The organism is Methylobacterium endophyticum, assembly GCF_050591105.1.
Taxonomy (GTDB): Bacteria; Pseudomonadota; Alphaproteobacteria; order Rhizobiales; family Beijerinckiaceae; genus Methylobacterium.
Window position 1 is genome coordinate 20,498 of sequence record NZ_JBNHES010000004.1, and the last position, 24,117, is coordinate 44,614.

The window sequence follows — 24,117 nt, forward strand, 5'->3', positions numbered from 1 at the left end:
TCGTCGTCGCAGCGAGGCGGCAGCCGAGGGTGAGGGGGCGGCACCGAAGGAGGCTCCTTCGTTCACGCCCCCTCACCGCCGCTCCGGCTTCGCCTTCGCTTCCCGGCCGCACGACGGGGTGCAGCCGGGCCTCTCCCCGCGTACGGGGAGAGGGGGAAGGCTCGGCGTTTCGGTTTCGTGTCACGGTTGCGGCCGCCGGCGGCCGTGCTTGGCCGCGCCGTCCGCGTCCGGCGTGGGGGAGGCCTTGTCGCCGTCCTTCTTCGACGCATCCCCGCCGCCGGTGATGCGCACGGGGGCGCCGTCGCGCAGGCGGTCGGTTCCGTCCGTGACGACGCGGTCGCCGACCTTGAGGCCGGAGACGACCACCGTGCGCGGCCCGTCGCTCTCGCCCACCGCGATCGGACGGACCACGACCTTCTCGTCGCCGTCCATGAGATAGACATAGGTGCCGGGCGTGCCGCGCAGGATCGCGGCGGTGGGCACCAGGGGCGCGTTCGTCACCGTGTCGACGGTGAGCTTGGCGTTCACGAACTGGTTGGGAAACAGCGTCTCGTCGTCGTTCTGGAAGAGCGCGCGCAGCTTCACCGTGCCGGTGGTGACGTCGATCTGGTTGTCCACCGTGTCGAGCGAGCCGGCGGCGATCTCGTGGGAATCGCCCCGGTCGTAGGCGCGGACCGTCAGCTTGGCGCCGGCGCGCAGCCGCCTCATCACGCGGGCCACGTCGTCCTCGGGGAGCGTGAACAGCACCGAGATCGGGTGGAGCTGCGTCACCACCACGATCGCGGTGGAGGCGGCGGTGACGTAGTTGCCCTGGTCGACCTGGCGCAGGCCGACCCGGCCCTCCACCGGCGAGGTGATCCTCGCATAGGCGATGTTGAGCTTCTGCTGGTCGACGAGGGCCTGATCGGAGGCCACCGTGCCCTCGTTCTGCTTCACCAGGGCGGCCTGGGTGTCGACGTTCTGCTTCGAGATCGAATCCTGCCGGTTCAGGGTCTGGAAGCGGGCGAGGTCGAGCTTCGAGTTCTGCAACAGCGCCTGATCGCGGGCGAGCTGGCCCTGGTACTGGGCAAGCAGCGCCTCGTAGGGGCGCGGGTCGATCTGGGCGAGGAAGTCGCCCACCTTCACGGTCTGGCCCTCGCGGAAGCCAATCTGCGTCAGGTAGCCGCTGAGCTGCGATTTCACGGTGACGGTAGCGAGCGGCGTCACCGTGCCGAGCCCCTGGAGCACCACGGGCATGTCCCCGGCCGCGACGGCGGCGATGCCCACCGCCTGCGGCATGTCGCCGTGGCGGCCGCCGTGACGGCCCCCGGTGGCGGCGGGCGTCTCGGCGCCCTTCCGCGTGCGGGCCTCGTACCAGCGATGCGCGACGGCGCCCGCCCCCGCGAGCACGAGGGCGAGGAGCAGCCAACGGATCAGGCGCGAGCGCCGGGGACGCACCGGCGCGTCGGCGGGCGCGACGGGGTACTCGCGGGCCGTCTCCCTCCTGATCGGTGAGCTCTCGTTCATGCCTGCCTCAAGCCCGACGGCGCCGGGCCGCGGATCGGCGGCCGCCTCCGCACGTCCCTCCATAGCAGAAGACGCCGTGAAGGGGCCGCCGGTCGCCGCCCGCGCTTCGGTCGTTTCGGGCGGCATCCCCACCGGACCACGCGGATCCCCCCGGATCGGCGCCTCGCCCCCGCGGCCCGTGGATGCGCTGCCAATGAGCCGTCACTACGGCAGCCGCGTTTCGCCCATGTTGCTGCCGCCCCGCTCGGGACGGCCCGGACCGCCGAGCGGCATCGCGCGATAGAACCGGATGACCTCCCGGAAGGAGTCGTCCACGGGCGCGACCGGCATGGCGAGGCGCAGGCCGGCGCCGAGGAAGCCGGCCGCGAGGGCGGCGATCAGGCAGGTCCGCACGGCACACCTCCCAAAGGCCTCGGTGGGCCTTCGGAGGGCCCGGTCGAGGCCGGACATAGCCGGTCGGCGGCATCGCGGCACGCGCAAAACACGGGGAGCGCGCAAGAAAAAGGGCCGCTCGGCGAGAGCAGCCCTAGCCACGACCGGAGCGGAGCACCGCGCCCGAAACGAGGGGGCGGAGTTCCGGGTTGGAGCGATGACCGCTCCGGCCGTGAACCGAGAGATAAATCACGACTGATGAATGTCAACATTCGTCAGTCTCCAGCCGTCAGGGGGGACGCGGCCGCGTGCGTTTTCGCACGTTTTCGGGTGTCTCGCGCTCATGCTACACGCGGAGCCGTGCCGCGCCCGACAACACTCCCGCCTCTCGACCCGCCATGCCTCCGCCGGGCCGCCCCGCCCGCCGCGCGGCGCGGGCGCGCCCGATGAACCGGGTCTTCGCCTCCCTCGGCACCTCCGTGTTCGAGACGATGTCGCGGCTGGCGCACGAGCACGGCGCGATCAATCTCGGCCAGGGCTTCCCCGACGATGCCGGCCCCGCCGACATCCGCGCGCAGGCCGCGCGGGCGCTCATCGAGGGCGACAACCAGTACCCGCCGATGATGGGGCTTCCGGTCCTGCGCGCGGCCGTGGCCGCCCATTACCGCCGGCACCAGGATCTCGCCCTCGACGCCGAGAGCGAGGTGATGATCACCTCCGGCGCCACCGAGGCGCTGGCCGGCGCCCTGCTCGCCCTGATCGAGCCCGGCGACGAGGTGGTGCTGTTCGCCCCCCTCTACGACGCCTACCTGCCGCTGGTGCGCCGCGCCGGCGGCGTGCCGCGCGTGGTGCGCCTGACGCCGCCCGCCTTCCGCCTCGACGAGGCGGCGCTCGCCGAGGCGTTCTCCGACCGCACCCGGCTCGTCCTCCTGAACAACCCGCTCAACCCCAGCGGCACGGTCTTCGGCCGGGACGAACTCGCCTTGCTGGCGGGCTTCTGCCGGCGCCACGACGTGGTGGCGGTCTGCGACGAGGTCTGGGAGCATGTCGTCTTCGACGGCGCCCGCCATGTCCCGCTGATGAGCCTGCCCGGCATGCGCGAGCGCACCGTGAAGATCGGTTCGGCGGGCAAGATCTTCTCGCTCACCGGCTGGAAGGTCGGCTTCGTCATGGCCGACGCCGCGCTCATGCGGGTGCTGGCGCGGGCGCATCAGTTCATCACCTTCACCACGCCGCCGAACCTCCAGGCGGCCGTCGCCTACGGGCTGACCAAGGAGGACGGCTACTTCACCGCGATGCGCGCCGGCTACGCCCGCTCGCGCGACCGGCTGGCGCGGGGGCTCGCCGATCTCGGCTTCACGGTGCTGCCGGCGCAGGCGACGTGGTTCCTCTCCATCGACGTCTCCGGGCTCGGATGCGGGAACGACCTCGCCTTCTGCGAGGCGCTGGTGCGCGAGCGCGGCGTCGCCGCGATCCCCGTCAGCGCCTTCTATCCGGAGGCGGCGGTCGACACCCTCGTGCGCCTGTGTTTCGCCAAGGCCGACGCCACCCTCGACGAGGCGCTCTCGCGCCTGGCCCCGCTCGCCCGGAAGGCCGCGTGAGCGCCGCCCGCTCGATCGTCGTTCGGCACGGTCTTGCCGGCTCAGAAGCCGGGGGCCACATGATGCCGCATGAGCGCGACCGATTTCGGGGATCCCGCGATGGCCTTCTCGACGACCGCCGGCATGAACCCGCCGCACCGCTACGCCGACCAAAGCCGCGAGACGACGCTGCGGCGGCTGGAGCAGCTCGCCTTCCTGCTCGATGCCGCCTTCGTGCTGCCGGGGACCAACCGCCGGGTGGGGGTCGACGCGGTGCTCGGCCTCGTCCCGGTGATCGGCGATGTCGCGGGGGTGGCGCTCTCCTCCTACATCCTGTTCGAGGCGCGCCGGCTCGGGGTGCCGCGCCACGTCCTCGGGCGGATGGCGATGAACGTCGCCTTCGACGGGCTGGTCGGGGTGGTGCCCCTGGCGGGCGACCTGTTCGACGCAGCCTTCAAGGCCAATATCCGCAACGTCCGGCTGCTGCGCCGCCATCTGGAGCGCACCGGCACGCTGCGCCCCGGCGAGATCGACGGCACGGCGGTGCGGCTCGACTGAGCGTCCCCCGCCCGAAGGCGGCCGTCCGATGAACGAAGCGGCGGCCTCGCTCATGCCCGGCGCCCGTGCGCCCGTCCTGTCACCGCCGACGCGGCGCGGGCTTTCGCCGCTGAACCGGCGGCGGCTCGCGAATTTCCGCCGCAACCGGCTCGGCTGCTGGTCCTTCCTGATCTTCGCCGCGCTGTTCGGGGTGAGCCTGTTCGCCGAGGTGATCGCCAACGACAAGCCGATCGTCGTCTCCTACAAGGGCGAGATCCTGTTTCCGGTGCTGGTGGACTACCCGGAGGAGAAGTTCGGCGGCTTCCTCGCCCGCACGGACTACCGCAGCCCGGAGACCCGCAGGGAGATCGCAGAGCACGGCTGGGCGGTCTGGCCGCCGATCCCCTATTCCTACGACACCATCCTCACCGACCTGCCGACCCCCTCCCCCTCGCCGCCGACCTGGATGCTGAGCGATGCGCAGTGCCGCCCCGTCGCGGAGAAGACCGGCGGCAGCACCTGCCGCGACATCGAGTGGCACTGGCTCGGCACCGACAACACCACCCGCGACGTGCTGGCGCGGATCATCTACGGCTTCCGCATCTCGGTGCTGTTCGGGCTGGTGCTGGCGGTGATCTCGTCCGCCATCGGCGTGGTGGCGGGCGCGGTGCAGGGCTATTTCGGCGGCTGGGTCGATCTCGCCTTCCAGCGCTTCATCGAAGTCTGGGGCGGCATCCCGACGCTCTATCTCATCATCATCATCTCGGCCTTCATCGCGCCGGGCTTCTTCGTGCTGCTCGGGATCATGCTGCTGTTCTCCTGGGTGGCGCTCGTCGGCGTGGTGCGGGCCGAGTTCCTGAGGGCGCGCAACTTCGAATACGTGCGCGCGGCCCGCGCGCTCGGGCTCTCGAACCTGCGCATCATGAGCGTGCATCTCCTGCCCAACGCCATGGTGGCGACGCTGACCTTCCTGCCCTTCATCCTGAACGGCTCGATCACGACGCTGACCTCGCTCGACTTCCTCGGCTTCGGCCTGCCGCCGGGCTCTCCCTCGCTGGGCGAGCTGCTGGCGCAGGGCAAGGACAACATCCAGGCCCCCTGGCTCGGGCTCACCGGCTTCCTCGTGGTCGCGAGCATGCTGAGCCTGCTGATCTTCGCGGGGGAGGCCGTGCGCGACGCCTTCGACCCGCGCAAGACCTTCCGCTGAACGCTGCGCGAGCGGCCGTCCAGCATTCGCGCGAAGCATCTCGAAAGCGCCGGAAACAATCGGAGAAAAAACCAGAAGTTGTCCGTTCGACGCTCTCGGAGTCTCAGCATTCATTTTCGGGCGGCACACGGAATATTTATCCCATAGTCCTTGTTCCGCGCTTTTCTGGCCGTATGTTGCCGGATGAGGGACGGCGCAGACCAGGACGATATGATGACCGACACCGAACGAAGCCCTTCGCAGCGTCAAGTCGAGCAGACGGTGGACGTCGTCTCCGCCTATGTCGCGAACAACTCGCTGCCGATCGGCGAACTCCCGGCCCTGATCGCGAGCATCTACCAGACGCTCGGAAGCCTCGGCGGCGCGCCGGTGGTCCAGGAGGTCGAGACCGTCGAGAAGCCGACCCCGGCGCAGATCCGCAAGTCGATCCGCCCCGACGGGCTGATCAGCTTCATCGACGGCAAGTCCTACAAGACCCTTAAGCGCCATCTGACCAAGCACGGGCTCGATCCCCACAGCTACCGCGAGCGCTACGGCCTGCCCGCCGACTATCCGACCACCGCGGCGAACTACTCGGCCCAGCGCTCGGCGCTCGCCAAGGAGCTCGGTCTCGGCCAGCCGGCTCGCGCCTCCGACGCCGACGACACGGCGGAGACGGCCAAGCGCGCTCCCCGGCGCAAGGGCGCGGCCGGCGAGGCGAAGACGGCCGAGGCCGCCTGAGCGGGACGGAGGGAGGGGCCTACAGGTCCGGGTTCGCGGCGCGGGCGACAAGCCCCTCGCGGGCTCGGACCAGAAGCATCGGCCGCGCGCGGGCGACATCCTCGGGATCGAGAAGCGGCGAGGCGGCGAGCGCGTCGAGATAGGCGGTTTCCGCCTGCCGGCACTGCCGGAGGGCGGCGTCGGCCGCGAGACGGCGCCCTGTCATCGCCGATTGCAGCGCGAAGCTGCGCGACAGGCATCCCTGCCAGGCGGCATGGCGCTCGGCCGCTTCCCCGGCGAGCGCCGGCAGGGACGACAGCGCCAGCAGAGACGCGGACAGCCCGATCGTGAAACGGCGTGACGGCATGGCGGCCTCCGGGACCGCCGGAGCCTTCGCCCCGCGCGCTTGACGGGCGGTTAACGGACCCGCCCGGCCCCGTCCCGGATCGGGACAAGCGCCGCCGTGTCACCGGTTTGCGGTTGTCGCGGGGGAGGTGAGGCCGCCGAGGGAGACCCAGGCGACGGCGTCCTGGCTCTCGCGCTTGATGAAGGTGTAGCCGGTCTGGTGCCAGGGCAGCACGGCGCTGGTCTTGTTGTCGAGGATCAGGTCGCCCCGGTCGGTGAGGAGCGTCAGCACCGCGTGGCCCTCGCCCTTCTCGTCGATGACCACGGTCATCCGCATGGCCCGGCGCGGCAGCCCGGCCCTCGCCAGCAAGTGGCGCTTGAGGAGCTGGAAGTCCTCGCAGTCGCCGATGCCGTCCTCGGCGAGGTCCCAGCGGTCGGGGACATGCAGGTGGTCCATGTCGGTCATCGCCTCGACCGAGCGGTTCACCTTGCGGTTGACCGCCACGATGCTCGACCACACCGCCGGCGTCAGCGCGATCCGCGCCGGCTCGGACGTGTCCACCGCGCATTCCTCCGCGTAGGACCGGCAGAACGACACCCAGGCGATGATCGGCTTGGCCGGACCGCCGATCTCGGCCGCGCCGGTGACGGGGGGAAGCGCCGCATAGGTCTGCCCGAGGGCCTGGGCGGGCATCGACAGCGGGGAGGCGAGGACGGCCCCCGCCACCGTTGCGAGCGCGGCGGTCCTCAGTCCCCGGCCGGCCTTCCGCCGCATCGCAACCGCGCACCGCATCGCTTCTGGCCTGATCCGTTAAGCTTTCGTTAACGAAGCTCTCACGGCCGGGCCCCGTCCGCAACGGGGTCGTTCATGTTCGGTTAACGGCGTGCACCGCCCAGGGCTCAGGCCCTCTCGAAATCCAGCGGCGCGGTCTCGATGACGATCTGCGTCCTTGAGATGACCTCGAGCTTTCGGAGGATTTCGGAGACATGGGCCTTGACGGTGGAATCGCCGACCTGGAGCTCGTGGGCGATCTGCTTGTTGAGCTTGCCCTGGCGGATCATCATCAGCACGCGCACCTGCTGGGGCGTGAGGCGGGCGACGCGCTCGGCGAGCGGCGCCCGGCGTCCCGGCGTGCCGCGCGCGGCGGGGTCGGGGGAGCGGCCGGGGGCTTCCGCGCCTGCGGCTCCGTCGACGCCCGGCGGCAGGTAGAGGGCGCCCCCGAGCACGGTGGCGATGGCGGTGGTGAGCGTCGCCTTGTCGACGGCCTTGGGCACGAAGCCGGCGGCCCCGTGATGGAGCGCCTCGCGCATGACGCGCGGGTCCTCGTGGCCGGAGACCACCAGCACTGGCAGGCGGGGGAAGCGGGCGCGGAGCGTCAGCAGGCCCTCGAATCCCGAGACGCCCTGGAGGGCGAGGTCGAGCAGCACGAGGTCGAAGCCCCGCTCGGCGGCCAAAAGCGCACAGGCCGCCTCCAGCCCCCCCGCCTCGTGCAGCGACGCCTCCGGGTAGGCCAGGCGCAGCGCGCTCCCCAGCGCCTCGCGGAACAACGGATGATCGTCGACGATCAGTAGACGCATGGCCCGCCGCCCCTCCCCCCGGACGGCCCGGCCGCCATGCTCACACCGGACGCGAAAAAAGCAACCCGCCGCTCCGGGCGGCCGTATCCGTCGCCTCGCGCCATTCCCCCGGACCGGACAGGGCACCGGCCCCTCGAGGTTACGCAGCGCTGCCCGTTGCGCCCGATCTGATCGGGCGACATACTTAGCCCCGGCCATGGAGAGACGGGCATGAAGCCCGCCGGGCCGGTCGGGAGCGACGCGTGGAACAGGGCACGCGGGTGCGCAGGCACCTGTGCGGCATTCGAACGGGCTGGACGGACGCCGCCGAGGCGCGCGCCGCCGTGTCCGACATCGTCGCGGGCATCGGCGGCGATTCCGCCGGCGAGAGCCGGATCGCGCATCTGGTGGCCTTCTTCTCGCCGGACTACGACGTCGACGTTCTGAACGCGGCTCTCGGCGAGGGGTTTCCCGGCGCCAGCGTCTCGGGCTGCACGATGTCGGGCGGAATCTCCCCCGCCGGCGGCCTCGACCGGGGGCTCGTGGTGATCGCCTTCCCGGAGCGCGGCTTCCGCATCGTCTCGACGGTCCTCGACGCCATCGACCATCTCGACGTCGAGCGCACGGCCACCGCCGTGCGGGCCCTGCGGCGGACCCTGGAGGAGACCGGCCGCGCGCGCGAGCCCGGCGGCCGCTTCGCCATCTCGCTGATCGACGGGCTCGCCAACGCCGAGGAGACGGTGGTCTCGGCCATCGCCTGGGCGCTCGACGGCATCCCCCTCGTCGGCGGTTCGTCGGGGGACGACCTCACCTTCCGCGAGACGGTGGTGCTGCATGCCGGGCGCATCCACCGCAAGGCGGCGGCGCTGCTCATCGTCGAGAGCGACTACCCCACCCAGATCTTCAAGAGCGACAATTTCGAGCCCACGAGCACGAAGTTCGTCGTCACCGCCTCGGACGACGAGCGGCGCACCGTCCACGAGCTCAACGCCGAGCCGGCGGCGCGCGAATACGCCATGGCCGTGGGACTCGATCCCGAGCGGCTCTCGCCCATGAGCTTCGCGGCCTATCCGCTCGCGGTGAAGGTCGGCGGCGAGTATTTCTGCCGCTCGATCCGGCGCATGAACGCGGACGGTAGCTTAAGCTTCTTCTGCGCCATCGGCGAGGGGGTGGTGCTGACCCTGGCGCAGCCCTGCGACATCGTCGCGGCCACCCGCGCCGAGCTCAACCGGCTCGACACGGCGCTCGGCGGGGTCGATCTCGTCATCGGCTTCGAATGCGTGCTGCGGCGCCTCGACGCGCAGAGCCGGCAGGCCCGCCAGGGCATCGCCGACCTCTACCGGCGCTACAACGTCGTCGGCTTCGAGACCTATGGCGAGCAGTACCGCTCGATGCACCTGAACCAGACCTTCACGGGCATCGCCATCGGCAAGACGGCCATCGACAAGGCCACCGTCGGCGCGCCGGCCGTCGAGCGGACGGGCGCCGGGTGAGTGGGCGGAGCGCCACGATGGAGACCGGCGCGGCGGATCCCGCCATCCTCCTCGCCCGCGAGGCGACCGGCGCCGAGGCGCGGGAGGCGAGCCTGCTGCGGCGCATCGAGAAGCTCGAGCGCATCAACGGCGCCCTCATGGCCCATGTCGAGCGCAGCATGGACCAGCAGGGCAGCGCCTATTCGCTGTTCCAGACGGCGATCATGCTGGAAGGGCGGGTGCGCGCCCGGACGGAGGAGCTCACCGGCCTGATGCACCGGCTCGAGCGCTCCAACGAGGCGCTGGTCGCCGCCAAGGAGGAGGCGGAGACCGCCAACCGCTCCAAGACCCGCTTCCTCGCCGCCGCGAGCCACGACCTGCTCCAGCCCCTCAACGCCGCCCGGCTCTCCCTCTCGGCGATGGTCGACCTGCCGCTCGGACCGGAAGCCTTCGCCATCGCGGGGCAGGTGGAGCGCGGGCTCCAGACCATCGAGGATCTCATCAAGACCCTGCTCGACATCTCCAAGCTCGATGCGGGGGTGGTGCGGCCGGCGATGAAGGGAATCGGCCTGCGCGACCTGTTCGCCGCGTTGGCCGCGAGCTTCCAGCCGCTCGCCGAGCGCAAGGGGCTGCGGCTCGCCATCCGCTGCCCAGACCTCCACGCGGAGAGCGATCCGGTCCTGCTCCAGCGCATCCTCCAGAACCTCGTCGCCAACGCCATCCGCTACACCGATTCGGGGGGCGTGCTGGTGGCCGCGCGGCGGCGGGAGGGGGGGATCCGGATCGACGTGGTCGATTCGGGCGCCGGTATCGCGGAGGCCGAGCGCGACCTCGTGTTCGAGGAGTTCTATCGCGGCTCGCGCACCGGATCGGGCCATCGCGACGACGGCGCGCCGGGGCTCGGCCTCGGCCTGTCCATCGTGCGGCGCATGGCCCAGGCCCTCGACCATCCCCTCGCCCTGACCTCGCGGCCGGAGCATGGAACGCGGGTCTCGCTGCGCCTTCCGCAGGCGGCCCCGCCGCTCCCGGACCGGGAGCCGCCGCGCCTCGCGCCGCTGACGCGGCTGACGGGGGCGCGCATCCTCGTGGTGGAGAACGACCCTTCCACCGCCGACGCCCTGACGCGCCTGCTCCAGAACTGGGACGCGCAGGTGAGCGTCTACCGCGACCTCGCCGGCGTCGCGGCGGCCATGAGCGCGGGGGCGACGGCGCCCGATCTCCTCATCCTCGACTATCATCTCGACGACGGCGCCTGCGGCCTCGACGTGGCCGACTACCTGCGCAGCATCTCGCCGGCGCCCCTGCCGGTGATCGTGACCACCGCCGACCATTCGCCCGAGATCGAGATGCGCACCGCAGAGATCGGGGCTGAGCTCGTCCACAAGCCGACGAAGCCCGCGCAACTGCGCTCGCTCCTGACCTACATGCTGGCCTGATCCGCGAGCCTCCCGCTTGACGGAAGGCCGGAAACGGGGTCCGTTCCCGCGTATGAAGCCATACAGTGAAGCCCACCAGCCGACGCGCGGCCATGCCCGTCTTCCGAACGCCTGACAACGCGTTCTTCCGGCGGCTGCACGACCGCGTCGTGCTGAGCCTCGCCCTGGAGGAATCGTTCCTCGCCGTCCTGTCCGAAGGTGCGGACCAGGCGCGCCTCGAGGGCGACGAGGACGAGGCGCGCCGCCTGGCCGAGCTCGTCCACGGCCACCGCGCCGACACCGCCGAGCGGCGCGCCCTGCTCGGCGCCGCCGGCATCGCGATCTGAGCGGCGGGACGACCGCCCCGCCTCACCGACGGCCGCCGAAACCGCCGCCCCCTCCCCCGCCGAATCCGCCGCCGCCACCGCCAGGGGCACCGAGACCACCCGGCCCGCCAAAGCCGCCGGGAGCGCCGAGCCCCCCGCCGCCGCCGAGCCCTCCGGGCGCGCCGAATCCTCCGGCCCCCCCGCCCGAACCGCCCGGCATCGTCCCGCCGAACCCGCCCGACCGCTCCCCGATGGGGGGCCGGGTGTCGATGTCGAGGCGGCGCTGGTCGCCGAACCCGCCGAGGGAATCGCGGCGCGAGCCGGGCAGCCCGTCGCGCAGGTCGAGCCGGTCGGGCTCGCGCCGGAAGAGGTCGCCCCCGTCCGGCGAGCGGCCCTGTCCCGAGCCGCCTTGTCCCGGACCTTGCCCAGGACCTTGTCCTTGCCCGGCCCCTGGCGCCGTGCGCTCGTCGATGCGCAGCGACTGCATGGTGAGGCGCCCGTCGCGGGAGATCTCCGTGGTGAGCACGGCACGCACGCTCCCCTTTCGCGGCACGGAGGCATCGGGCGCGCCGGCCACGGCGAGGCCCGAGCCGAGGGCGATCCCTCCCTTGGCGCGGCCGATATAGGCCTCGATGGAGAGCTGCCTGAGCCCCGGCAGGGGGGGTAGGCCGGCCTCCTCCACGCGCGCCACCTTGAGCGTGCCCTCCGAGGCGGTCCCCACCACGAGGGCGCGGCGCCCGGCGAGCGCCGGATCGGCCCCCTCCAGCCGCAGGCCGCCGATGCTGAGGCTGCCGTCCCGGTCCTTCCTCACGGGCCCGGCGACCCGGTCCGCCCCGGCCGGGCGCGGCTCGATCAGGCTCGCGACGACGACGCCGTCCGGGCGGCGCAGGCCGCTGACCGCGACCCGGTCGCCGGGCTTGAACGTGCCGCGCACGCCGGAGACCCGCTGGCCGAGCACGGTCATGCCGCCCTTGGCGAGCGATTCCACCGGGCCGACGACCTCGCTCGTCACCTCGATGCGGCGCGTGGCGAGCCCCCCGGAGGGCCCGGAGGCCACGACGCGCACCACCTGCCCGAGCTTCAGCGCCTTCGCCGTGGCCGGCTCGCCGTCGATGCGCACCGCCACGTCCTCCGGGTAGGAGATGCGCAGGTCGTTGACGACGATCGAGCCGAACCGCCGGATGGTGCCGATCACCCCCGTGCCGCCGATGCCCCGGTCGCCCTCGCCGGGCATCACCTCGTCCGGGCGCGCGCCCGTGCCGCCGATGCCCTGGTCGCGGATCGGCGCGTCGTCCGGGCCCGCCCGGCCGGGGGCGGGCAGCAGCGCACCCGCCGAGACACCGGCGAGCAGCGCCAGGAGACCGCGCCGGCTCGGGTCGCGGGGGCGCGGACGGCCTCCTCTGCCACCGCTCATGCCCCGCCCGCCTCCGATGCCGGGCGCGGCTCCGGCGGCTCCTCGGAATAGACGTAGACGCCGAAGTTCCAGCGGTGGCGTCCGCCTGGATCGGTCTCGCAGGCGGCATGCGCCTCCCGGTTGGCCTCGCGCAGGGCGTCCATGGCGATCTCGCGGGCCCGCGCCTCCAGCCGCCCGGCGAGCTCCGCCGAGAGGCCGTCGTAATGCACCGCGCGTTCCAGGAAGCGCGGGGTCTCGCCGACGACGTTGGCGACGCTCGCCGCGAGGTGGTCGTGCAGGTTGCGCCCGAAATAGTAGAGCTGCGGCTCGCCGCCGCCCTTGGGCACATAGGCGCTCTCGGCCAGCACGATGCGGCCCTCGGGGTCGGCGACGGCGAGGCCCCGGTCGAGCCACTCGTCCAGCACCGCGCGCGGGCGCAGGTCGCGGGTGATGCCGGAGACCAGGGTCTCGAAGGACGGCGCCTCGCCCTCGGACTGGCGCGGCAGCGGCAGGGGACGGCCGTCCGCGTCGGTGAAGCGCGGGTCGGCGATCCAGCGCGCGATGATCCGGCTGGTGCGCGAGACCGCCGCCGGCACCGCGCTCACGGGCGCTCCCGCCCCGCGCAGGCGCCGGACCTCCTTGCGGTGGATGCCGGTGAGCAGGCTGACCCGGCTGTCCGTCTGCTCCTTGCCCGGCAGCGCGAAATCGTACTCCGCGACGTTCACGTAGAGCTCGCGCAGCAGGTTGGTCAGCGCCGGAAAGGTGATCCCGCGCGCCACGCAGAGACGCACCAGCGGGCGCAGAAGGCGCGCCACCGGGCGGTGCAGGGCGGCCCCCTCCGAGGGTTGATCGGTCGTATCGGACATGCCCTCAGCATAGGGCCTCGCCCGTGGGACACAATCCCACAATGTGCGTCACCACACATGGAGCAGGGGATTCCGCGTTGACGTGGGATTTTTGCACACGTAGGTTCGTTGCGTGGTCAATTTTCCCACGGAGCTTGCGACGTGACCCAGACCCGCCTCGCCGAGGGGACGGACATCGCGAGGAGCGCCCTGCGCTGCCCGCATCTGCCGCCGCTGAGCCTCGTGCCCGGCGGGCCGTCCCGCATCCACGGCCGTGTCGCCGGCTTCATCCTCTTGCGGCGGGGGCTCCTGACCCTCGCCGCCCTCGCACTGCCCGCCCTCGGGGCGCTTCTCGCCGATCCGGTCCACCGCGCGAGATCGTCCCAGGCGACGCAGGCCGCCGCTGCTCCTCGACCCCCCCTCGACGGCGCAGCGGCGGCATTCATCGAGCTTCGCGGCGCGCGCATCGAGCCGCGCGGGGCGCGGATCGTGCTCAGCGCCCGCGAGACCTCCGACCCGGCGGGCCGGCCATGACCACCCTCTCCGGCACCGATGCCGGGATGCTCCCGCCGGACGAGCCCGACGCCTGCGGCGGCGCCCTCGTCCTCGACCTCGCGATCTGCCTGATCATCGCCGTCACCGTGGTCGGTCTGCTGATGCTGGCGCTCTGAGCGCCGGCCCGCCTCCCCTCCCGCAACAGAAGAGATCCTCCATGTCCCGCTCGAACCGGGCCGCGCTTCGCGGCATCGCGGCCGCCTGCGCGCTCGCCTGCGTCCTCCCGCTATCCGCGCATGCCGCCGACCTGCCGAGGCGGCAGGCGCCCCCCGTCCTCGCCCCGGCGCTGCCGGTCTTCACCTGGACGGGGCTCTATGCCGGCCTCAACGCCGGCTACGGCTTCCGCGACGGCTCGGGGAGCTACACCGATCCGACCTTCGGCGGCACCGTCAGCCGCTCGAGCGGCAAGGGCGGCTTCGCCGGCGGCGGCCAGATCGGCTACAACCTGCAACTGACGCCGGGCTCCGGGTTCGTCGTCGGCGTCGAGACCGACATCCAGGGCATGGCCTCCGCCAAGGCCAACGCCACCTATCTCGGGACGACGCCCTACTACAACGTCGCGCCGCGCCTCGATTATTTCGGCACCGTGCGCGGCCGGGTCGGCTACGCCTTCGACCGGGTGCTGATCTACGGCACGGGGGGCTTCGCCTATGCCGGCGGCTCGACGCCGTCGAGCGCCAGCTACTACTCCTACACGCTGCCGAGCACCTCGCGCACCGGCTACGCCTTCGGTGGCGGCATCGAGTACGCCTTCACCAACCAGATCTCGGTCAAGCTCGAGGCCCTGCGCGTCGACCTCGGCAAGCGATACGCCGACCCAACCTCCTACAGCACCACAACCGCCGCGTATTACGGGGTCGGCAAGACGGACCCGAGCTTCACCGTGGTGCGGGCCGGCGTGAACTACCGGTTCTAACACCGCGACGCTTCGCTGCGGCGCACACGAGGATGGTTGCCCTGCGGGACAGCCATCCCATCTTCGGTCTCGAGGGGAGCTTTCCAGCGACCAGGAGACCGCCGCGATGCCCGACCTCACGACATACCGAAACCCGGCGCTCGCCGCCGCGTTCGCCCTCGTCCTCGCCGGCACCTCATCGTCGGCGAGCGCGCAGGAGACCCCGCGCATCGACATCAGGCACGGCGCCCTGCTGATCCACGGCAATTTCTGCGGACCGGGCAATCGCGGCCCGAATCATCCGCCCATCGACGCGCTCGACCTCGCCTGCATGCATCACGACGCCTGCACGCCGCCGGCGGGGAAGCTGGCCCACTGCTCCTGCAACGACAGGCTCCACGAGGAGGCCGGCCTCGTCGCCGACGATCCGGCGACCCCCGCGAAGGTCCGCCAGACCGCGCAGTTCATCGCCGACGGCGCCCTCGCGCTGCCCTGCGACGACGACGATTGAGGGCCGCTCAGGCCGCGTCGGCGGGGCCGGCGGCGGGCTTCGGCCCGCCCTTGGCCACGCCGACGAGGGCCGGGCGCAGCACCCGGTCGCCGATGACGTAGCCCGACTGCATCACCTGCACCACGGTGCCAGCGGGCACGTCGGGGTTGGGCACCTCGAACATCGCCTGATGGCGGTTCGGGTCGAAGCGCTGTCCCTGCGGCTCCAGGAGCTTCACGCCGTGGCGCTCCAGGGTCTTGATGAGGTCGCGCTCGGTCAGCTCGATGCCGTCGAGGAGGCCCTTCAGGGCGCCGCTGGCGGCGGCGCGCTCGGCCTCCGGCACGCTCTCGATGGCGCGGCGGACGTTGTCGGCGGAGTTCAGGAGGTCGCGGGCGAAGTTCGTCACCGCGTAGACGCGGGCGTCGGCGACCTCGCGCTCGGTGCGGCGGCGCAGGTTCTCCATCTCGGCGAGCGTGCGCAGCATGCGGTCCTTGAGCTCGTCGCGCTCGGCGGTCAGGGCGGCGAGCGCCTCGAAATCGGAGCCCTGGCCGCCATGCGTCTGCGCCTCCGCGAAGGCCTCGGCCTGGGCGCGCGCCTCCGTGCCGGTTGCCTCGGCGTGCTTGGCGCCCTCGTGGTCCATGTCTTTGCCCATCATCGTGAGTTCGGTCGTCGCAACGAATGTGTCGGGGATGGCTCCGATATCAGGCGGCGGGGCCGTGAAATCAACCCGAGGCGGCGCCCCTCACTGCTCGCGCGGAGGGGGCGCGGCGACGAGCGCCTCCAGGCCCTCGGCCTTGAGCGCCGCGACGTCTCCGGCGAAGACCTCCATCACCGCCGCGCGGATCACCGCCTGGCGGTCGGGCTGGGTGACGCGGGTGCCGGTGAGGTCGGTGACGTAGAAGACGTCCACCGCCCGCTCGCCGAAGGTCGCCACATGCGCCGAGGTGATGTTGAGGTTGAGCCGGGAGAGCGCGGTGGTCAGCTCGTAGAGCAGGCCCGGCCGGTCGAGCCCGGTGATCTCCACCACGGTCTCGCGGCTCGACAGCGCGTTGTCGATGAACACATCCGGCGGCACCAGGAAGGTCTTGGCGCGGGCCGAGACCGGGTGCTTGTCGGCCACGAGGTCGGCGATCTTGATCTCGCCCTTCAGCGCCTTCTCGATGGCGGCGGTGATGCGGCGGGCGCGGCGCAGCTCGTCCTCGTCCCGGTCGAAGGCGCGCGAGACGAAGATCGAATCGAGGGCGAAGCCGTCGCTCGTCGTGAAGATCTGCGCGTCGACGATGTTGCCGCCCGCCGCCGCGCAGGCCCCGGTCATGATGGCGAGCAGGCGCGGATGGTCGGGGGAATAGACCGTGATCTCGGTGACGCCCCGGATCGGATCGGTCTCGACGTCGGTGGCGACGGTGCGGCCCTCCTCCGTCAGCCGCCGGATGAAGCCGGCGTTCTTGAAGTGGCGCAGGCTGTCGACCTTGAGCCAGTACGCCTGGTTGTGGCGCGCGGCATAGGCGTCGAAATCCTCCGCCGCCCAGTCGGTGAGCTGCTCGCGCAGGGCCATCTGGATGAGGCGGGTGCGGTCGGTGCGGGCGATCTCGGAATGGCCGCCGGAGAGCAGCACCTCGGTCTCGTCGTAGAGGGTGCGCAGCAGCGAGCCCTTCCACGCCGTCCAGACGCCGGGGCCGACCGCCTTGATGTCGGCCACCGTGACGATGGTGAGCAGCTTCAGCCGCTCCAGCGACTGCACCACGGCGGCGAACTTCTCGATGGTCTTCGGGTCCGAGAGGTCGCGGCTCTGGGCGGTCATCGACATCAGCAGGTGATGCTCGATCAGCCAGGAGACGGTGTCGGTCTCGACCTGGGTCAGGCCGAAGCGCGGGCAGAGCTTCTGGGCGATGGCGGCGCCCGCGATGGAATGGTCCTCCGGCCGGCCCTTGGCGATGTCGTGGAGCAGGATGGTGACGTAGAGCGCCCGGCGGTGCTGGATCGTGCCGATCAGCCGCGAGGACAGGGGATGCTCCTCCTCGACCCGGCCCGACTCGATGTCCGACAGCACGCCGACCGAGCGGATCAGGTGCTCGTCCACCGTGAAGTGGTGGTACATGTTGAACTGCATCATCGCCACGATGCGCCCGAAATCGGGGATGAAGCGGCCGAGCACGCCCGCCTCGTTCATCTGGCGCAGGATGGTCTCGGGGGAGTTGCGCGAGGTCAGAAGGTCGAGGAACAGGCGGTTGGCCTCCGCGTCGATCCTCAGCGAGTGGTTGATGAGCTTGAGCGAGCGGTTGGCGAGCCGCTTGGCATCGGGGTGGATCGGCAGGTTGTGCCGGTCGGCGAGCCAGAACAGCCGGATCAGGTTCACCGGATCGCGCTCGAAGGCGTCTTCCGCCCTCAGATTCACGCGGCCGTGGTCGATCCAGAAATCCTCCGCCTCGATGGCGGTGGCGCGGAAGCGGTCGCGGAAGCGGCCGATCCAGCGGTCGAGCACGGGCGTGCGCTTGGCGTGCCGCGCCTCCAGCTCCGCGCAGACGATGGCGGTGAGGTCGCCGACATCCTTGGCGATCAGGAAATACGCCTTCATGAAGCGCTCGACGCCCGACAGGCCGCCCCGCGCCCCGTAGCCGAAGCGCTCGGCGATGCGCGGCTGCAACCCGAAGGAGAGACGCTCCTCGGCCCGGCCCGTGACGAAATGCATGTGGCAGCGCACCCGCCACAGGAACTCGTCGCAGCGCTCGAACAGCCGGTACTCCTCCGGCGTGAACAGGCCGGCCCCGACGAGCTCGGCCTGATCGCGCACCCGGTAGGTGTATTTCGAGATCCAGAACAGCGTGTTGAGGTCGCGCAGGCCCCCCTTGCCGTCCTTCACGTTCGGCTCGACGAGGTAGCGCGAGGAGCCGGCCTTGGCGACGCGGGTGTCCCGCTCCCGCAGCTTCGCCTCCACGAACTCGTGGGCGGTGCCCATCACCAGCTCGGCGTCGAAGCGCGTCACCAGCTCCTCGAACAGGGCGCGCGAGCCGAACAGGAAGCGCGCCTCCAGCAGCGCCGTGCGGATGGTCATGTCGGCGCGGCCCTCGCGCAGGCATTCCTCCACCGAGCGCGTGGCGTGTCCGACCTTCAACTTGAGGTCCCACAGCACGTAGAGCATCGCCTCGACGACGCTCTCGGACCAGGCGGTCTGCTTGTAGGGCAGCAGGAACAGCAGATCGATGTCCGAGCCCGGCGCCATGGTGCCCCGGCCGTAGCCGCCGGTGGCGACGATGGCGAGCTGCTGACCCGTGGTCGGGTTGTCGGCCGGGTAGAGGCGCCAGACCACGGCGTCGTGGATCGCCTTGACCACGGCGTCGGTGAGGTTGCTGATCGCCTGGGCGCAGGCGATGCCGTCGCGGTCCTTCAGGAGGCGGCGCTCGGCCTCCTTGTGGCCGCGCTCGATCACCGCCTTCAGCTGAGGGACCAGGACGGCCCGCAACTGGGTCGGCTCACGGGCATCGCGGTCGAGGTCCTCAAGGATCTTGCCCAGGGCTGCGGCGGCGTCGAACATGGCCGCTCCCGTAGCATGATAAGCCCGCGCCGACAGCGGGACTTGTTGCGGCTGGGGCGCAAGACCCGTCACCCGCCGCGCCATACGGCTCCGCACGAGCCGTGCAGGTCGCTTGACGGTCGCCCCAATCGAACGTATCTACATAGTATACACATTGGCGGGACAATGGGCCCGCGCGTGCTTGCCGTCACGTCTTTCCGTTTGGATCGAAAGATGATCGTTCAGTTCTCGAAGTGGGGTAACAGCGTTGCCCTTCGAATCCCTTCGCACATCCTGCGGGATGTCGGCGCCAAGGAAGGAAGCAGCGCCGAACTGCGCGTCGAAGATGGACAGATCATCATCTCTCCACACGTAACGCCGCCACGCTATACATTCGAAGAATTGCTCGCCGGCATCACGAAAGACAATCTTCATGACGAGCATTTCGTCGGGCCAGCCATCGGAACCGAGTTCTGGTAACCCTCCCTATTGTCCCGATCTCGGCGAGATTATCGTTCTGGATTTCAGTCCGCATGTCGGGACCGAGCAAGGTTTTTGGCGCCCGGCACTGGTGTTGACGCCGCGATCCTACAACGGTCTCGTCGGGCGCTGCTTCGCGTGCCCGATCACCAGTCGGGGGCGCGGCTATCCGTACGAGGTCGCCCTGCCTTCGGATCTCAAGATCCACGGATTCGTCCTAGTCGATCAGGGCAAGCCCGTGTCCTGGTCCGAACGCGGGGCGCGCTTCGCCGATCTGGCCCCCGGACAGGTCGTCGCCGAGGTGAAGGCAAAACTCGCGGCCTTCTTGCAGTTGGAGTGATCCGTTCTCTTCAGCGGATTTGTCGTTTGACAAACCGAACGCGATCGCCTTAGCTCGGACGGCAAAGGCCCGCGTCCGACGGGCCGGGGAGACCCGCCATGCACCTGTCCCGTCGCGCCTTCGCCAGCGCCGCCCTCGCCCTGTTCCTCTCGCACGGCGCGGCCTCCGCCGCCGAGGTGAAGGAGGTCCGGCTCGACTGGGCGACCTACAACCCCGTGAGCCTGCTCCTGAAGGAGAAGGGCTATCTCGAGGAGGCCCTGAAGCCGCAGGGCATCACGGTGCGCTGGACGCAGTCGCTCGGCTCCAACAAGGCGCTCGAGTTCCTCAACGGCGGGGCGATCGATATCGGTTCCTCGGCGGGGGCGGCGGCGCTGCTGGCGCGCATCAACGGCAACCCGATCAAGGTCGTCTACGCCTTCTCGCGGCCGGAATGGACGGCCCTCGTCACCCGAAAAGGGACGGGCATCGCCAAGGTCGCCGACCTCAAGGGCAAGCGCATCGCCGTGACGCGCGGCACCGATCCGCACATCTTCCTGATCCGGGCGCTCCAGGGCGCCGGGCTCACCGAGAAGGACGCCAAGCTCGTGCTGCTCCAGCACGCGGACGGCCGCACGGCCCTCGACCGGGGCGACGTCGACGCCTGGGCCGGGCTCGACCCGATGATGGCGGCCTCCGAGATCGAGAACGACGACGTGCTGTTCTTCCGCGACCCCGCCGCCAACACCTGGGGTGTCCTCGACGTGCGCGAGGACTTCGCCAAGGCGAATCCCGAGATCGTGCGGACCGTGATCGCCGCCTACGAGCGCGCCCGCGACTTCGCGCTCAAGAACCCGGACGCGCTCAAGGCGGCGCTGGCGGCCGCCACCAAGCTGCCGGAGCCGGTGATCGCCCGCCAGGTCGAGCGCACCGACCTGTCCCATCCCGCCGTCGGCCCGGCCCAGGCCGACAGCATCCGCGCGGCGGGAATCGCCCTCCAGCAGGCCGGAATCGTGCCGCCGGAGACGGACGTGAAGGCGGCGGTGGAGGCGCTGATCGACCCGCAGTTCAACCCGCCGGCCGCCCGGTAGCCCTTTACCGGACGCGCGGACGGGGCGCGGGGCGGCAGAGCCGCGAGCCCCCCGTTCCACACGGAGGCAAACGCCTCTAGGAGGAGCGGATGCCGGCCGAGACCGCAACACCCGCCCTCCCCTCGTCCCTCCCCCGCGAGGCGACCCGCCCGTCCCCGCACCCGGCGCGAAGGACGCTCGGGAGAGCCGGCCGGCTGGCGCTCGGCATCCTCCTGCCGCTGGCGCTGGCGCTGGCCTGGGAGCTCGCCGTCCGCAACGGCTACGCGCAGGGCAGGCTGCTGCCGCCGCCGAGCCGGATCGGCGCGACCCTCTACGGGCTCGCGGCCTCGGGCGAACTCTGGACGCATGTCGCGGCGACACTGCTGCGGGTACTGCTCGGCTTCGCCTTCGGCGCGGTGGCGGGGATCGCGGTCGGCGCGCTCACCGGCACCCTGCCGCTCGCGCGCGACCTGCTCGACCCCAGCCTCCAGGCCCTGAGGGCGGTGCCCTCCCTCGCCTGGGTGCCGCTCTTCATCCTCTGGCTCGGCATCCTGGAGACGCCGAAGGTGGCGCTGATCGCGGTGGGCGTGTTCTTCCCGGTCTATGTCGGGGTGGCGGGCGCCATCGCCTCGGTGGACCGCAAGCTCGTCGAGGTCGGGCGCATCTTCCGGCTGTCGCGGCTCGCCCTGGCACGGCGCATCCTGCTGCCCGCCGTGCTGCCGGCGACGCTCATCGCGCTGCGCACCGGGCTCGGCCTCGGCTTCCTGTTCGTGGTGGCGGCGGAGCTGATGGGAGCGTCCGAGGGGCTCGGCTACCTGCTGGTGGACGGCCAGCAATTCAGCAAGCCGGACCAGATCCTCGCCGCGATCATCGCCTTCGCCGTCCTCGGGAAGCTCGCCGACGCCATCCTCGTGGCCCTGACCCGCCCCCTGACCCGCTGGCAGGACACGGCCCGCGAAACCCTCTGACGGGACCTACTCGCCCTCGCGCTCGGAGCCCTCGTCGCGCCGCTCGCGGCCGGAGTGCTGCTCGTCCTTGCCGTGCATCGGCGCGTCCACGGGCGGGAAGAGCTGCGCCAGGCCGGCGGCGATCCCGTACAGGACCGGGTTCGCGGCGGGGCCGGAATGGGGTGGGTGAAGATCCTTCTTGTACATGACGGCGTGCCTTCCGCGTCCGGCGAGCCGCTCGCTCCCGGTAAGCCGCCACGGTGCGGCCGGTGATGTGTCGACCCGTGTCAATGCACGATCACGCTATTGGTTTCACGCGTATTCAGAGGGCCTAAAACGCACATGCCCGGCGCGGAGACATGCCGCGCCCCGCCCAGAACTGTGGCGAATCTGAATTCAGAACGCCGATCACCCGCGCCGGCGCAGCACGACCGGCTCCGGCAGGGGGCAGCGGGCCGGCACCACCCGGAGCGTGACCGAGCCCGGACACAGGGCGCGGCAGGCGAGCGCGGCGTCGATCTGATCGCGCCCGCACCCGTCGGCGGAGCAGAACCGGCCGAGATGCTCGCAGGTGGCGAGGAAGCGCCCGGCGCGGACGGGCTCGCGCAGATCGGCGGCGGAAGCCGGAAGCGCGGCGAGGACGGCGAGCGCGAGCATCGCGCCCCGGCGGACCTGTCCCGGCATGCTCGGCACTCCCTCTCGACGCCACCCGCCTAGCACTGGCGGCCCCCGCCGCCTATGGCATTGGCGCGACAGGCCGTGCCCCTCGGAGGAGCGCGGCGGGACGGGGGCGGCGCATGCTCGACATCGACGATCTCTCGAAGACCTATGCCGACGGCACGCGGGCGCTCTCGGACATCCGGCTCGCGGTGCCGGCCGGCGAGATCGTCGCGCTGATCGGCGGCTCGGGCTGCGGCAAGACCACTCTGCTGCGGCTCGTCGCCGGGCTCGACCGGGCGAGCGCCGGCGCGATCCGCCTCGACGGCGAGACCATCTCGGCCCCCCATCCGTTCGTCGGGCTCGTCTTCCAGGAGCCGCGCCTGCTGCCCTGGCTCGACGTCGCCGGCAATGTCGGCTTCGGGCTCTCCGACGTTCCCCGCGCCGAGCGCGAGGCGCGCGTGGCCCATGCCCTCGAACGGGTCGGGCTTTCCGAGCACGCGCGGCGCTGGCCGAGGGAACTGTCCGGCGGCCAGCAGCAGCGGGTCTCGATCGCGCGCGCCTTCGTCGCCAACCCGCGCGTGCTGCTCCTCGACGAGCCGTTCTCGGCGCTCGACGCCTTCACCCGGCGCGACCTGCACGGGCATCTCCTGGCGCTCTGGGCGGAGACGCGGCCGACCGTCCTCATCGTCACCCACGATGTCGGCGAGGCGGTGGCGCTGGCCGACCGGGTGGTGGTGATGCGGCCCAAGCCCGGCCGGCTCGACGACACCGTCGCCCTGCCCCTCGCCCGTCCGCGCGATCCGGCCGCGGCGTCGAGCGAGGCGGCGGCCCGGCGCATCCTGGCCGCCCTCGATCGCTCGCTGCGGCCCGCCGAGACGGACAGGGTGGCCGAACCGAGCGCCGCCTGGTGGTAGCGGCGGGGCTGCCCCATCTCATCGGGCCGATTCGATTTGAGCTTGCCGGCTCGAACCGCTAACGGCGGTCGGCATCGGAACGCCAGACAAGAGACCGAGGAAACATCCCATGGACGCCACAACCCTGCGCGCGCTTCAGGCCCCCCTGAAGGACCAGTACCGCTCCACGCCGAATTCGGCCGTCATCACGCTCAAGGCCAAGGGCACCCTCGACGACAGCTCGATCGCCTGCAAGGTCGAGACGGGGCGGGCGCTGGCCATCGCCGGCCTGCATCCGGCGACCGGCGGATCGGGCGCCGAGCTGTGCTCGGGCGACATGCTGCTCGAGGCACTCGTCGCCTGCGCCGGCGTCACCGTGAAGGCGGTGGCCACCGCCCTGGAGATCCCGCTGCGCGCCGGCACGGTGAGCGCCGAGGGCGATCTCGACTTCCGCGGCACGCTCGGCGTCGACAAGGAGGCGCCGGTGGGCTTCCGCGCCATCCGCCTCTCCTTCGCGCTGGACACCGACGCCCCCCAGGAGAAGCTCGACCAGCTCCTCAAGCTGACGGAGCGCTACTGCGTCGTCTTCCAGACCCTCAACCACAAGCCCGCGCTCGCCGTCACCGCCACGCGGGGCTGAGGGCCGGGCATGGAAAAGGCGGCGGAGCCGATGCTCCGCCGCCTGTCGCCGTCCGGGACGAGAGGGCCGGTCAGAAGGCCGGACCGCCGGAGGTGGTGCCGAACTGCGGAACCGAGCGCTCCGGCTGGTTGGCGTTGCCGTACTTGGCCGAGGAGTCCGCCTCGCGGAGGCCGATCGAGCCGGTGACGATCACGTCCTCCGAGGCGTAGGGCGCGACCGCGGCGGTCTGCTCGCCGCCGGGATGACCGTAGCCGACGAGGCTGCGCGCGGAGGCCGAGGACAGCGGCGCGACGGCGATCAGGAGGGCGGCAGCGACCGAGACGATACGGGTGTTCATGACCATATCCATTTGCTTCGACACAGCCTGAGAAGTCGTATTCCCGAAGGAATACTACGAAGACATCGG

Annotated in this window: 29 protein-coding genes; 17 read left to right on the plus strand and 12 right to left on the minus strand. The window is 71.4% G+C overall.

What is annotated here, in order from left to right:
* Nucleotides 1-180 precede the first annotated feature (180 nt).
* Both ACP56T_RS06200 and ACP56T_RS06205 read right to left on the minus strand, forming a co-directional pair.
* On the minus strand, nucleotides 181-1,506 hold the full coding sequence (locus ACP56T_RS06200; protein ID WP_430911257.1) for an MdtA/MuxA family multidrug efflux RND transporter periplasmic adaptor subunit: 1,326 nt from the start codon (nucleotides 1,504-1,506) through the stop codon (nucleotides 181-183).
* Nucleotides 1,507-1,710: 204 nt separating this feature from the next.
* Complete coding sequence (locus ACP56T_RS06205; protein WP_430911258.1) at nucleotides 1,711-1,899, minus strand: hypothetical protein; 189 nt, start codon at nucleotides 1,897-1,899, stop codon at nucleotides 1,711-1,713.
* Nucleotides 1,900-2,324: 425 nt separating this feature from the next.
* On the opposite strand from ACP56T_RS06205, the gene ACP56T_RS06210 reads away from it, so the two are divergent.
* From ACP56T_RS06210 to ACP56T_RS06225, 4 genes are all read left to right on the plus strand, one after another.
* On the plus strand, nucleotides 2,325-3,479 hold the full coding sequence (locus tag ACP56T_RS06210; protein ID WP_430911259.1) for an aminotransferase: 1,155 nt from the start codon (nucleotides 2,325-2,327) through the stop codon (nucleotides 3,477-3,479).
* 99 nt (nucleotides 3,480-3,578) lie between these two features.
* Entirely contained in the window at nucleotides 3,579-4,016 is a 438-nt protein-coding gene (locus ACP56T_RS06215) for a DUF4112 domain-containing protein (protein ID WP_430911476.1), read from the plus strand.
* 28 nt (nucleotides 4,017-4,044) lie between these two features.
* Complete coding sequence (locus ACP56T_RS06220; protein WP_430911260.1) at nucleotides 4,045-5,202, plus strand: ABC transporter permease; 1,158 nt, start codon at nucleotides 4,045-4,047, stop codon at nucleotides 5,200-5,202.
* 213 nt (nucleotides 5,203-5,415) lie between these two features.
* On the plus strand, nucleotides 5,416-5,922 hold the full coding sequence (locus ACP56T_RS06225; protein WP_430911261.1) for a Ros/MucR family transcriptional regulator: 507 nt from the start codon (nucleotides 5,416-5,418) through the stop codon (nucleotides 5,920-5,922).
* Nucleotides 5,923-5,941: 19 nt separating this feature from the next.
* Here the strand turns inward: ACP56T_RS06225 and ACP56T_RS06230 are convergent, their stop codons facing one another.
* The 3 genes from ACP56T_RS06230 to ACP56T_RS06240 all read right to left on the minus strand — a co-directional run bounded on the left by ACP56T_RS06230 (nucleotide 5,942) and on the right by ACP56T_RS06240 (nucleotide 7,824).
* Nucleotides 5,942-6,268 carry a hypothetical protein gene (locus ACP56T_RS06230; RefSeq protein ID WP_430911262.1) on the minus strand — a complete coding sequence of 109 codons (327 nt, stop codon included), beginning with the start codon at nucleotides 6,266-6,268 and terminating at the stop codon, nucleotides 5,942-5,944.
* Between the two features lie 99 nt (nucleotides 6,269-6,367).
* Entirely contained in the window at nucleotides 6,368-7,039 is a 672-nt protein-coding gene (locus ACP56T_RS06235) for a transglutaminase-like cysteine peptidase (RefSeq protein ID WP_430911263.1), read from the minus strand.
* Nucleotides 7,040-7,146: 107 nt separating this feature from the next.
* Complete coding sequence (locus ACP56T_RS06240) at nucleotides 7,147-7,824, minus strand: response regulator (RefSeq protein ID WP_430911264.1); 678 nt, start codon at nucleotides 7,822-7,824, stop codon at nucleotides 7,147-7,149.
* Nucleotides 7,825-8,066: 242 nt separating this feature from the next.
* On the opposite strand from ACP56T_RS06240, the gene ACP56T_RS06245 reads away from it, so the two are divergent.
* From ACP56T_RS06245 to ACP56T_RS06255, 3 genes are all read left to right on the plus strand, one after another.
* Entirely contained in the window at nucleotides 8,067-9,296 is a 1,230-nt protein-coding gene (locus ACP56T_RS06245; protein ID WP_430911265.1) for an FIST N-terminal domain-containing protein, read from the plus strand.
* Nucleotides 9,297-9,433: 137 nt separating this feature from the next.
* Complete coding sequence (locus tag ACP56T_RS06250; RefSeq protein ID WP_430911477.1) at nucleotides 9,434-10,711, plus strand: hybrid sensor histidine kinase/response regulator; 1,278 nt, start codon at nucleotides 9,434-9,436, stop codon at nucleotides 10,709-10,711.
* Between the two features lie 92 nt (nucleotides 10,712-10,803).
* Nucleotides 10,804-11,037 (plus strand): hypothetical protein, encoded by a 234-nt coding sequence (locus ACP56T_RS06255; protein WP_430911266.1) that lies wholly within the window; start codon nucleotides 10,804-10,806, stop codon nucleotides 11,035-11,037.
* Between the two features lie 22 nt (nucleotides 11,038-11,059).
* On the opposite strand, the gene ACP56T_RS06260 is transcribed toward ACP56T_RS06255, so the two are convergent.
* Together ACP56T_RS06260 and ACP56T_RS06265 are read right to left on the minus strand one after the other, a co-directional pair.
* Entirely contained in the window at nucleotides 11,060-12,430 is a 1,371-nt protein-coding gene (locus ACP56T_RS06260) for a DUF5666 domain-containing protein (RefSeq protein ID WP_430911267.1), read from the minus strand.
* Nucleotides 12,427-13,275, minus strand: coding sequence for a DUF6502 family protein (locus ACP56T_RS06265; protein WP_430911268.1), 849 nt, complete (start codon nucleotides 13,273-13,275; stop codon nucleotides 12,427-12,429). The genes ACP56T_RS06260 and ACP56T_RS06265 overlap by 4 nt, the downstream gene beginning before the upstream one ends.
* Before the next feature lie 141 nt (nucleotides 13,276-13,416).
* Between ACP56T_RS06265 and ACP56T_RS06270 the strand changes: the two genes are divergently transcribed.
* From ACP56T_RS06270 to ACP56T_RS06285, 4 genes are all read left to right on the plus strand, one after another.
* Complete coding sequence (locus ACP56T_RS06270; RefSeq protein ID WP_430911269.1) at nucleotides 13,417-13,788, plus strand: hypothetical protein; 372 nt, start codon at nucleotides 13,417-13,419, stop codon at nucleotides 13,786-13,788.
* Nucleotides 13,785-13,925, plus strand: a complete 141-nt coding sequence (locus ACP56T_RS06275; protein WP_430911270.1) for a hypothetical protein — start codon at nucleotides 13,785-13,787, stop codon at nucleotides 13,923-13,925. The genes ACP56T_RS06270 and ACP56T_RS06275 overlap by 4 nt, the downstream gene beginning before the upstream one ends.
* A gap of 41 nt (nucleotides 13,926-13,966) precedes the next feature.
* Nucleotides 13,967-14,725 carry an outer membrane protein gene (locus tag ACP56T_RS06280; RefSeq protein ID WP_430911271.1) on the plus strand — a complete coding sequence of 253 codons (759 nt, stop codon included), beginning with the start codon at nucleotides 13,967-13,969 and terminating at the stop codon, nucleotides 14,723-14,725.
* Nucleotides 14,726-14,831: 106 nt separating this feature from the next.
* Nucleotides 14,832-15,215 carry a hypothetical protein gene (locus ACP56T_RS06285; protein ID WP_430911272.1) on the plus strand — a complete coding sequence of 128 codons (384 nt, stop codon included), beginning with the start codon at nucleotides 14,832-14,834 and terminating at the stop codon, nucleotides 15,213-15,215.
* A gap of 7 nt (nucleotides 15,216-15,222) precedes the next feature.
* On the opposite strand, the gene grpE is transcribed toward ACP56T_RS06285, so the two are convergent.
* Together grpE and ACP56T_RS06295 are read right to left on the minus strand one after the other, a co-directional pair.
* Nucleotides 15,223-15,849 carry a nucleotide exchange factor GrpE gene (gene grpE / locus ACP56T_RS06290; RefSeq protein ID WP_430911273.1) on the minus strand — a complete coding sequence of 209 codons (627 nt, stop codon included), beginning with the start codon at nucleotides 15,847-15,849 and terminating at the stop codon, nucleotides 15,223-15,225.
* A gap of 87 nt (nucleotides 15,850-15,936) precedes the next feature.
* Entirely contained in the window at nucleotides 15,937-18,726 is a 2,790-nt protein-coding gene (locus ACP56T_RS06295) for a [protein-PII] uridylyltransferase (RefSeq protein ID WP_430911274.1), read from the minus strand.
* Nucleotides 18,727-18,939: 213 nt separating this feature from the next.
* On the opposite strand from ACP56T_RS06295, the gene ACP56T_RS06300 reads away from it, so the two are divergent.
* The 4 genes from ACP56T_RS06300 (at nucleotide 18,940) to ACP56T_RS06315 (ending at nucleotide 21,539) form a co-directional block, all read left to right on the plus strand.
* Nucleotides 18,940-19,185, plus strand: coding sequence for an AbrB/MazE/SpoVT family DNA-binding domain-containing protein (locus tag ACP56T_RS06300; protein ID WP_430911275.1), 246 nt, complete (start codon nucleotides 18,940-18,942; stop codon nucleotides 19,183-19,185).
* Nucleotides 19,139-19,525, plus strand: a complete 387-nt coding sequence (locus tag ACP56T_RS06305; RefSeq protein ID WP_430911276.1) for a type II toxin-antitoxin system PemK/MazF family toxin — start codon at nucleotides 19,139-19,141, stop codon at nucleotides 19,523-19,525. The genes ACP56T_RS06300 and ACP56T_RS06305 overlap by 47 nt, the downstream gene beginning before the upstream one ends.
* Nucleotides 19,526-19,623: 98 nt before the next feature.
* A complete protein-coding gene (locus ACP56T_RS06310; protein WP_430911277.1) occupies nucleotides 19,624-20,592 on the plus strand; it encodes an aliphatic sulfonate ABC transporter substrate-binding protein in 969 nt (322 codons plus the stop codon).
* Between the two features lie 89 nt (nucleotides 20,593-20,681).
* Entirely contained in the window at nucleotides 20,682-21,539 is an 858-nt protein-coding gene (locus ACP56T_RS06315) for an ABC transporter permease (protein WP_430911278.1), read from the plus strand.
* Between the two features lie 6 nt (nucleotides 21,540-21,545).
* Here the strand turns inward: ACP56T_RS06315 and ACP56T_RS06320 are convergent, their stop codons facing one another.
* Nucleotides 21,546-21,725: a hypothetical protein gene (locus tag ACP56T_RS06320; RefSeq protein ID WP_430911279.1), complete on the minus strand. Its 180-nt coding sequence runs from the start codon at nucleotides 21,723-21,725 to the stop codon at nucleotides 21,546-21,548.
* Between the two features lie 201 nt (nucleotides 21,726-21,926).
* Nucleotides 21,927-22,202, minus strand: a complete 276-nt coding sequence (locus ACP56T_RS06325) for a hypothetical protein (protein ID WP_430911280.1) — start codon at nucleotides 22,200-22,202, stop codon at nucleotides 21,927-21,929.
* A 113-nt stretch (nucleotides 22,203-22,315) separates the two neighbouring features.
* On the opposite strand from ACP56T_RS06325, the gene ACP56T_RS06330 reads away from it, so the two are divergent.
* Together ACP56T_RS06330 and ACP56T_RS06335 are read left to right on the plus strand one after the other, a co-directional pair.
* On the plus strand, nucleotides 22,316-23,092 hold the full coding sequence (locus ACP56T_RS06330) for an ABC transporter ATP-binding protein (protein ID WP_430911281.1): 777 nt from the start codon (nucleotides 22,316-22,318) through the stop codon (nucleotides 23,090-23,092).
* A gap of 109 nt (nucleotides 23,093-23,201) precedes the next feature.
* Nucleotides 23,202-23,711: an OsmC family protein gene (locus tag ACP56T_RS06335; protein ID WP_430911282.1), complete on the plus strand. Its 510-nt coding sequence runs from the start codon at nucleotides 23,202-23,204 to the stop codon at nucleotides 23,709-23,711.
* A 70-nt stretch (nucleotides 23,712-23,781) separates the two neighbouring features.
* Here ACP56T_RS06335 and ACP56T_RS06340 read toward each other — a convergent pair whose 3' ends face one another.
* Complete coding sequence (locus ACP56T_RS06340; RefSeq protein ID WP_430911283.1) at nucleotides 23,782-24,048, minus strand: hypothetical protein; 267 nt, start codon at nucleotides 24,046-24,048, stop codon at nucleotides 23,782-23,784.
* Between the last annotated feature and the right edge of the window lie 69 nt (nucleotides 24,049-24,117).

Excerpts from the sequence above, each read along its gene's own strand:
- ACP56T_RS06255 (WP_430911266.1), top strand. The coding sequence starts at position 10,804 with ATGCCCGTCTTCCGAACGCCTGACAACGCGTTCTTCCGGCGGCTGCAC.
- ACP56T_RS06230 (WP_430911262.1), bottom strand. The coding sequence starts at position 6,268 with ATGCCGTCACGCCGTTTCACGATCGGGCTGTCCGCGTCTCTGCTGGCG.
- ACP56T_RS06320 (WP_430911279.1), bottom strand. The coding sequence starts at position 21,725 with ATGTACAAGAAGGATCTTCACCCACCCCATTCCGGCCCCGCCGCGAAC.
- ACP56T_RS06250 (WP_430911477.1), top strand. The coding sequence starts at position 9,434 with ATGGCCCATGTCGAGCGCAGCATGGACCAGCAGGGCAGCGCCTATTCG.
- ACP56T_RS06285 (WP_430911272.1), top strand. The coding sequence starts at position 14,832 with ATGCCCGACCTCACGACATACCGAAACCCGGCGCTCGCCGCCGCGTTC.
- ACP56T_RS06215 (WP_430911476.1), top strand. The coding sequence starts at position 3,579 with ATGGCCTTCTCGACGACCGCCGGCATGAACCCGCCGCACCGCTACGCC.
- ACP56T_RS06295 (WP_430911274.1), bottom strand. The coding sequence starts at position 18,726 with ATGTTCGACGCCGCCGCAGCCCTGGGCAAGATCCTTGAGGACCTCGAC.
- ACP56T_RS06235 (WP_430911263.1), bottom strand. The coding sequence starts at position 7,039 with ATGCGGTGCGCGGTTGCGATGCGGCGGAAGGCCGGCCGGGGACTGAGG.
- ACP56T_RS06280 (WP_430911271.1), top strand. The coding sequence starts at position 13,967 with ATGTCCCGCTCGAACCGGGCCGCGCTTCGCGGCATCGCGGCCGCCTGC.
- ACP56T_RS06325 (WP_430911280.1), bottom strand. The coding sequence starts at position 22,202 with ATGCCGGGACAGGTCCGCCGGGGCGCGATGCTCGCGCTCGCCGTCCTC.
- ACP56T_RS06210 (WP_430911259.1), top strand. The coding sequence starts at position 2,325 with ATGAACCGGGTCTTCGCCTCCCTCGGCACCTCCGTGTTCGAGACGATG.
- ACP56T_RS06305 (WP_430911276.1), top strand. The coding sequence starts at position 19,139 with ATGACGAGCATTTCGTCGGGCCAGCCATCGGAACCGAGTTCTGGTAAC.
- ACP56T_RS06225 (WP_430911261.1), top strand. The coding sequence starts at position 5,416 with ATGACCGACACCGAACGAAGCCCTTCGCAGCGTCAAGTCGAGCAGACG.
- ACP56T_RS06315 (WP_430911278.1), top strand. The coding sequence starts at position 20,682 with ATGCCGGCCGAGACCGCAACACCCGCCCTCCCCTCGTCCCTCCCCCGC.
- ACP56T_RS06260 (WP_430911267.1), bottom strand. The coding sequence starts at position 12,430 with ATGAGCGGTGGCAGAGGAGGCCGTCCGCGCCCCCGCGACCCGAGCCGG.
- ACP56T_RS06275 (WP_430911270.1), top strand. The coding sequence starts at position 13,785 with ATGACCACCCTCTCCGGCACCGATGCCGGGATGCTCCCGCCGGACGAG.
- ACP56T_RS06200 (WP_430911257.1), bottom strand. The coding sequence starts at position 1,506 with ATGAACGAGAGCTCACCGATCAGGAGGGAGACGGCCCGCGAGTACCCC.
- grpE (WP_430911273.1), bottom strand. The coding sequence starts at position 15,849 with ATGATGGGCAAAGACATGGACCACGAGGGCGCCAAGCACGCCGAGGCA.
- ACP56T_RS06310 (WP_430911277.1), top strand. The coding sequence starts at position 19,624 with ATGCACCTGTCCCGTCGCGCCTTCGCCAGCGCCGCCCTCGCCCTGTTC.
- ACP56T_RS06220 (WP_430911260.1), top strand. The coding sequence starts at position 4,045 with ATGAACGAAGCGGCGGCCTCGCTCATGCCCGGCGCCCGTGCGCCCGTC.
- ACP56T_RS06340 (WP_430911283.1), bottom strand. The coding sequence starts at position 24,048 with ATGAACACCCGTATCGTCTCGGTCGCTGCCGCCCTCCTGATCGCCGTC.
- ACP56T_RS06335 (WP_430911282.1), top strand. The coding sequence starts at position 23,202 with ATGGACGCCACAACCCTGCGCGCGCTTCAGGCCCCCCTGAAGGACCAG.
- ACP56T_RS06330 (WP_430911281.1), top strand. The coding sequence starts at position 22,316 with ATGCTCGACATCGACGATCTCTCGAAGACCTATGCCGACGGCACGCGG.
- ACP56T_RS06300 (WP_430911275.1), top strand. The coding sequence starts at position 18,940 with ATGATCGTTCAGTTCTCGAAGTGGGGTAACAGCGTTGCCCTTCGAATC.
- ACP56T_RS06265 (WP_430911268.1), bottom strand. The coding sequence starts at position 13,275 with ATGTCCGATACGACCGATCAACCCTCGGAGGGGGCCGCCCTGCACCGC.
- ACP56T_RS06240 (WP_430911264.1), bottom strand. The coding sequence starts at position 7,824 with ATGCGTCTACTGATCGTCGACGATCATCCGTTGTTCCGCGAGGCGCTG.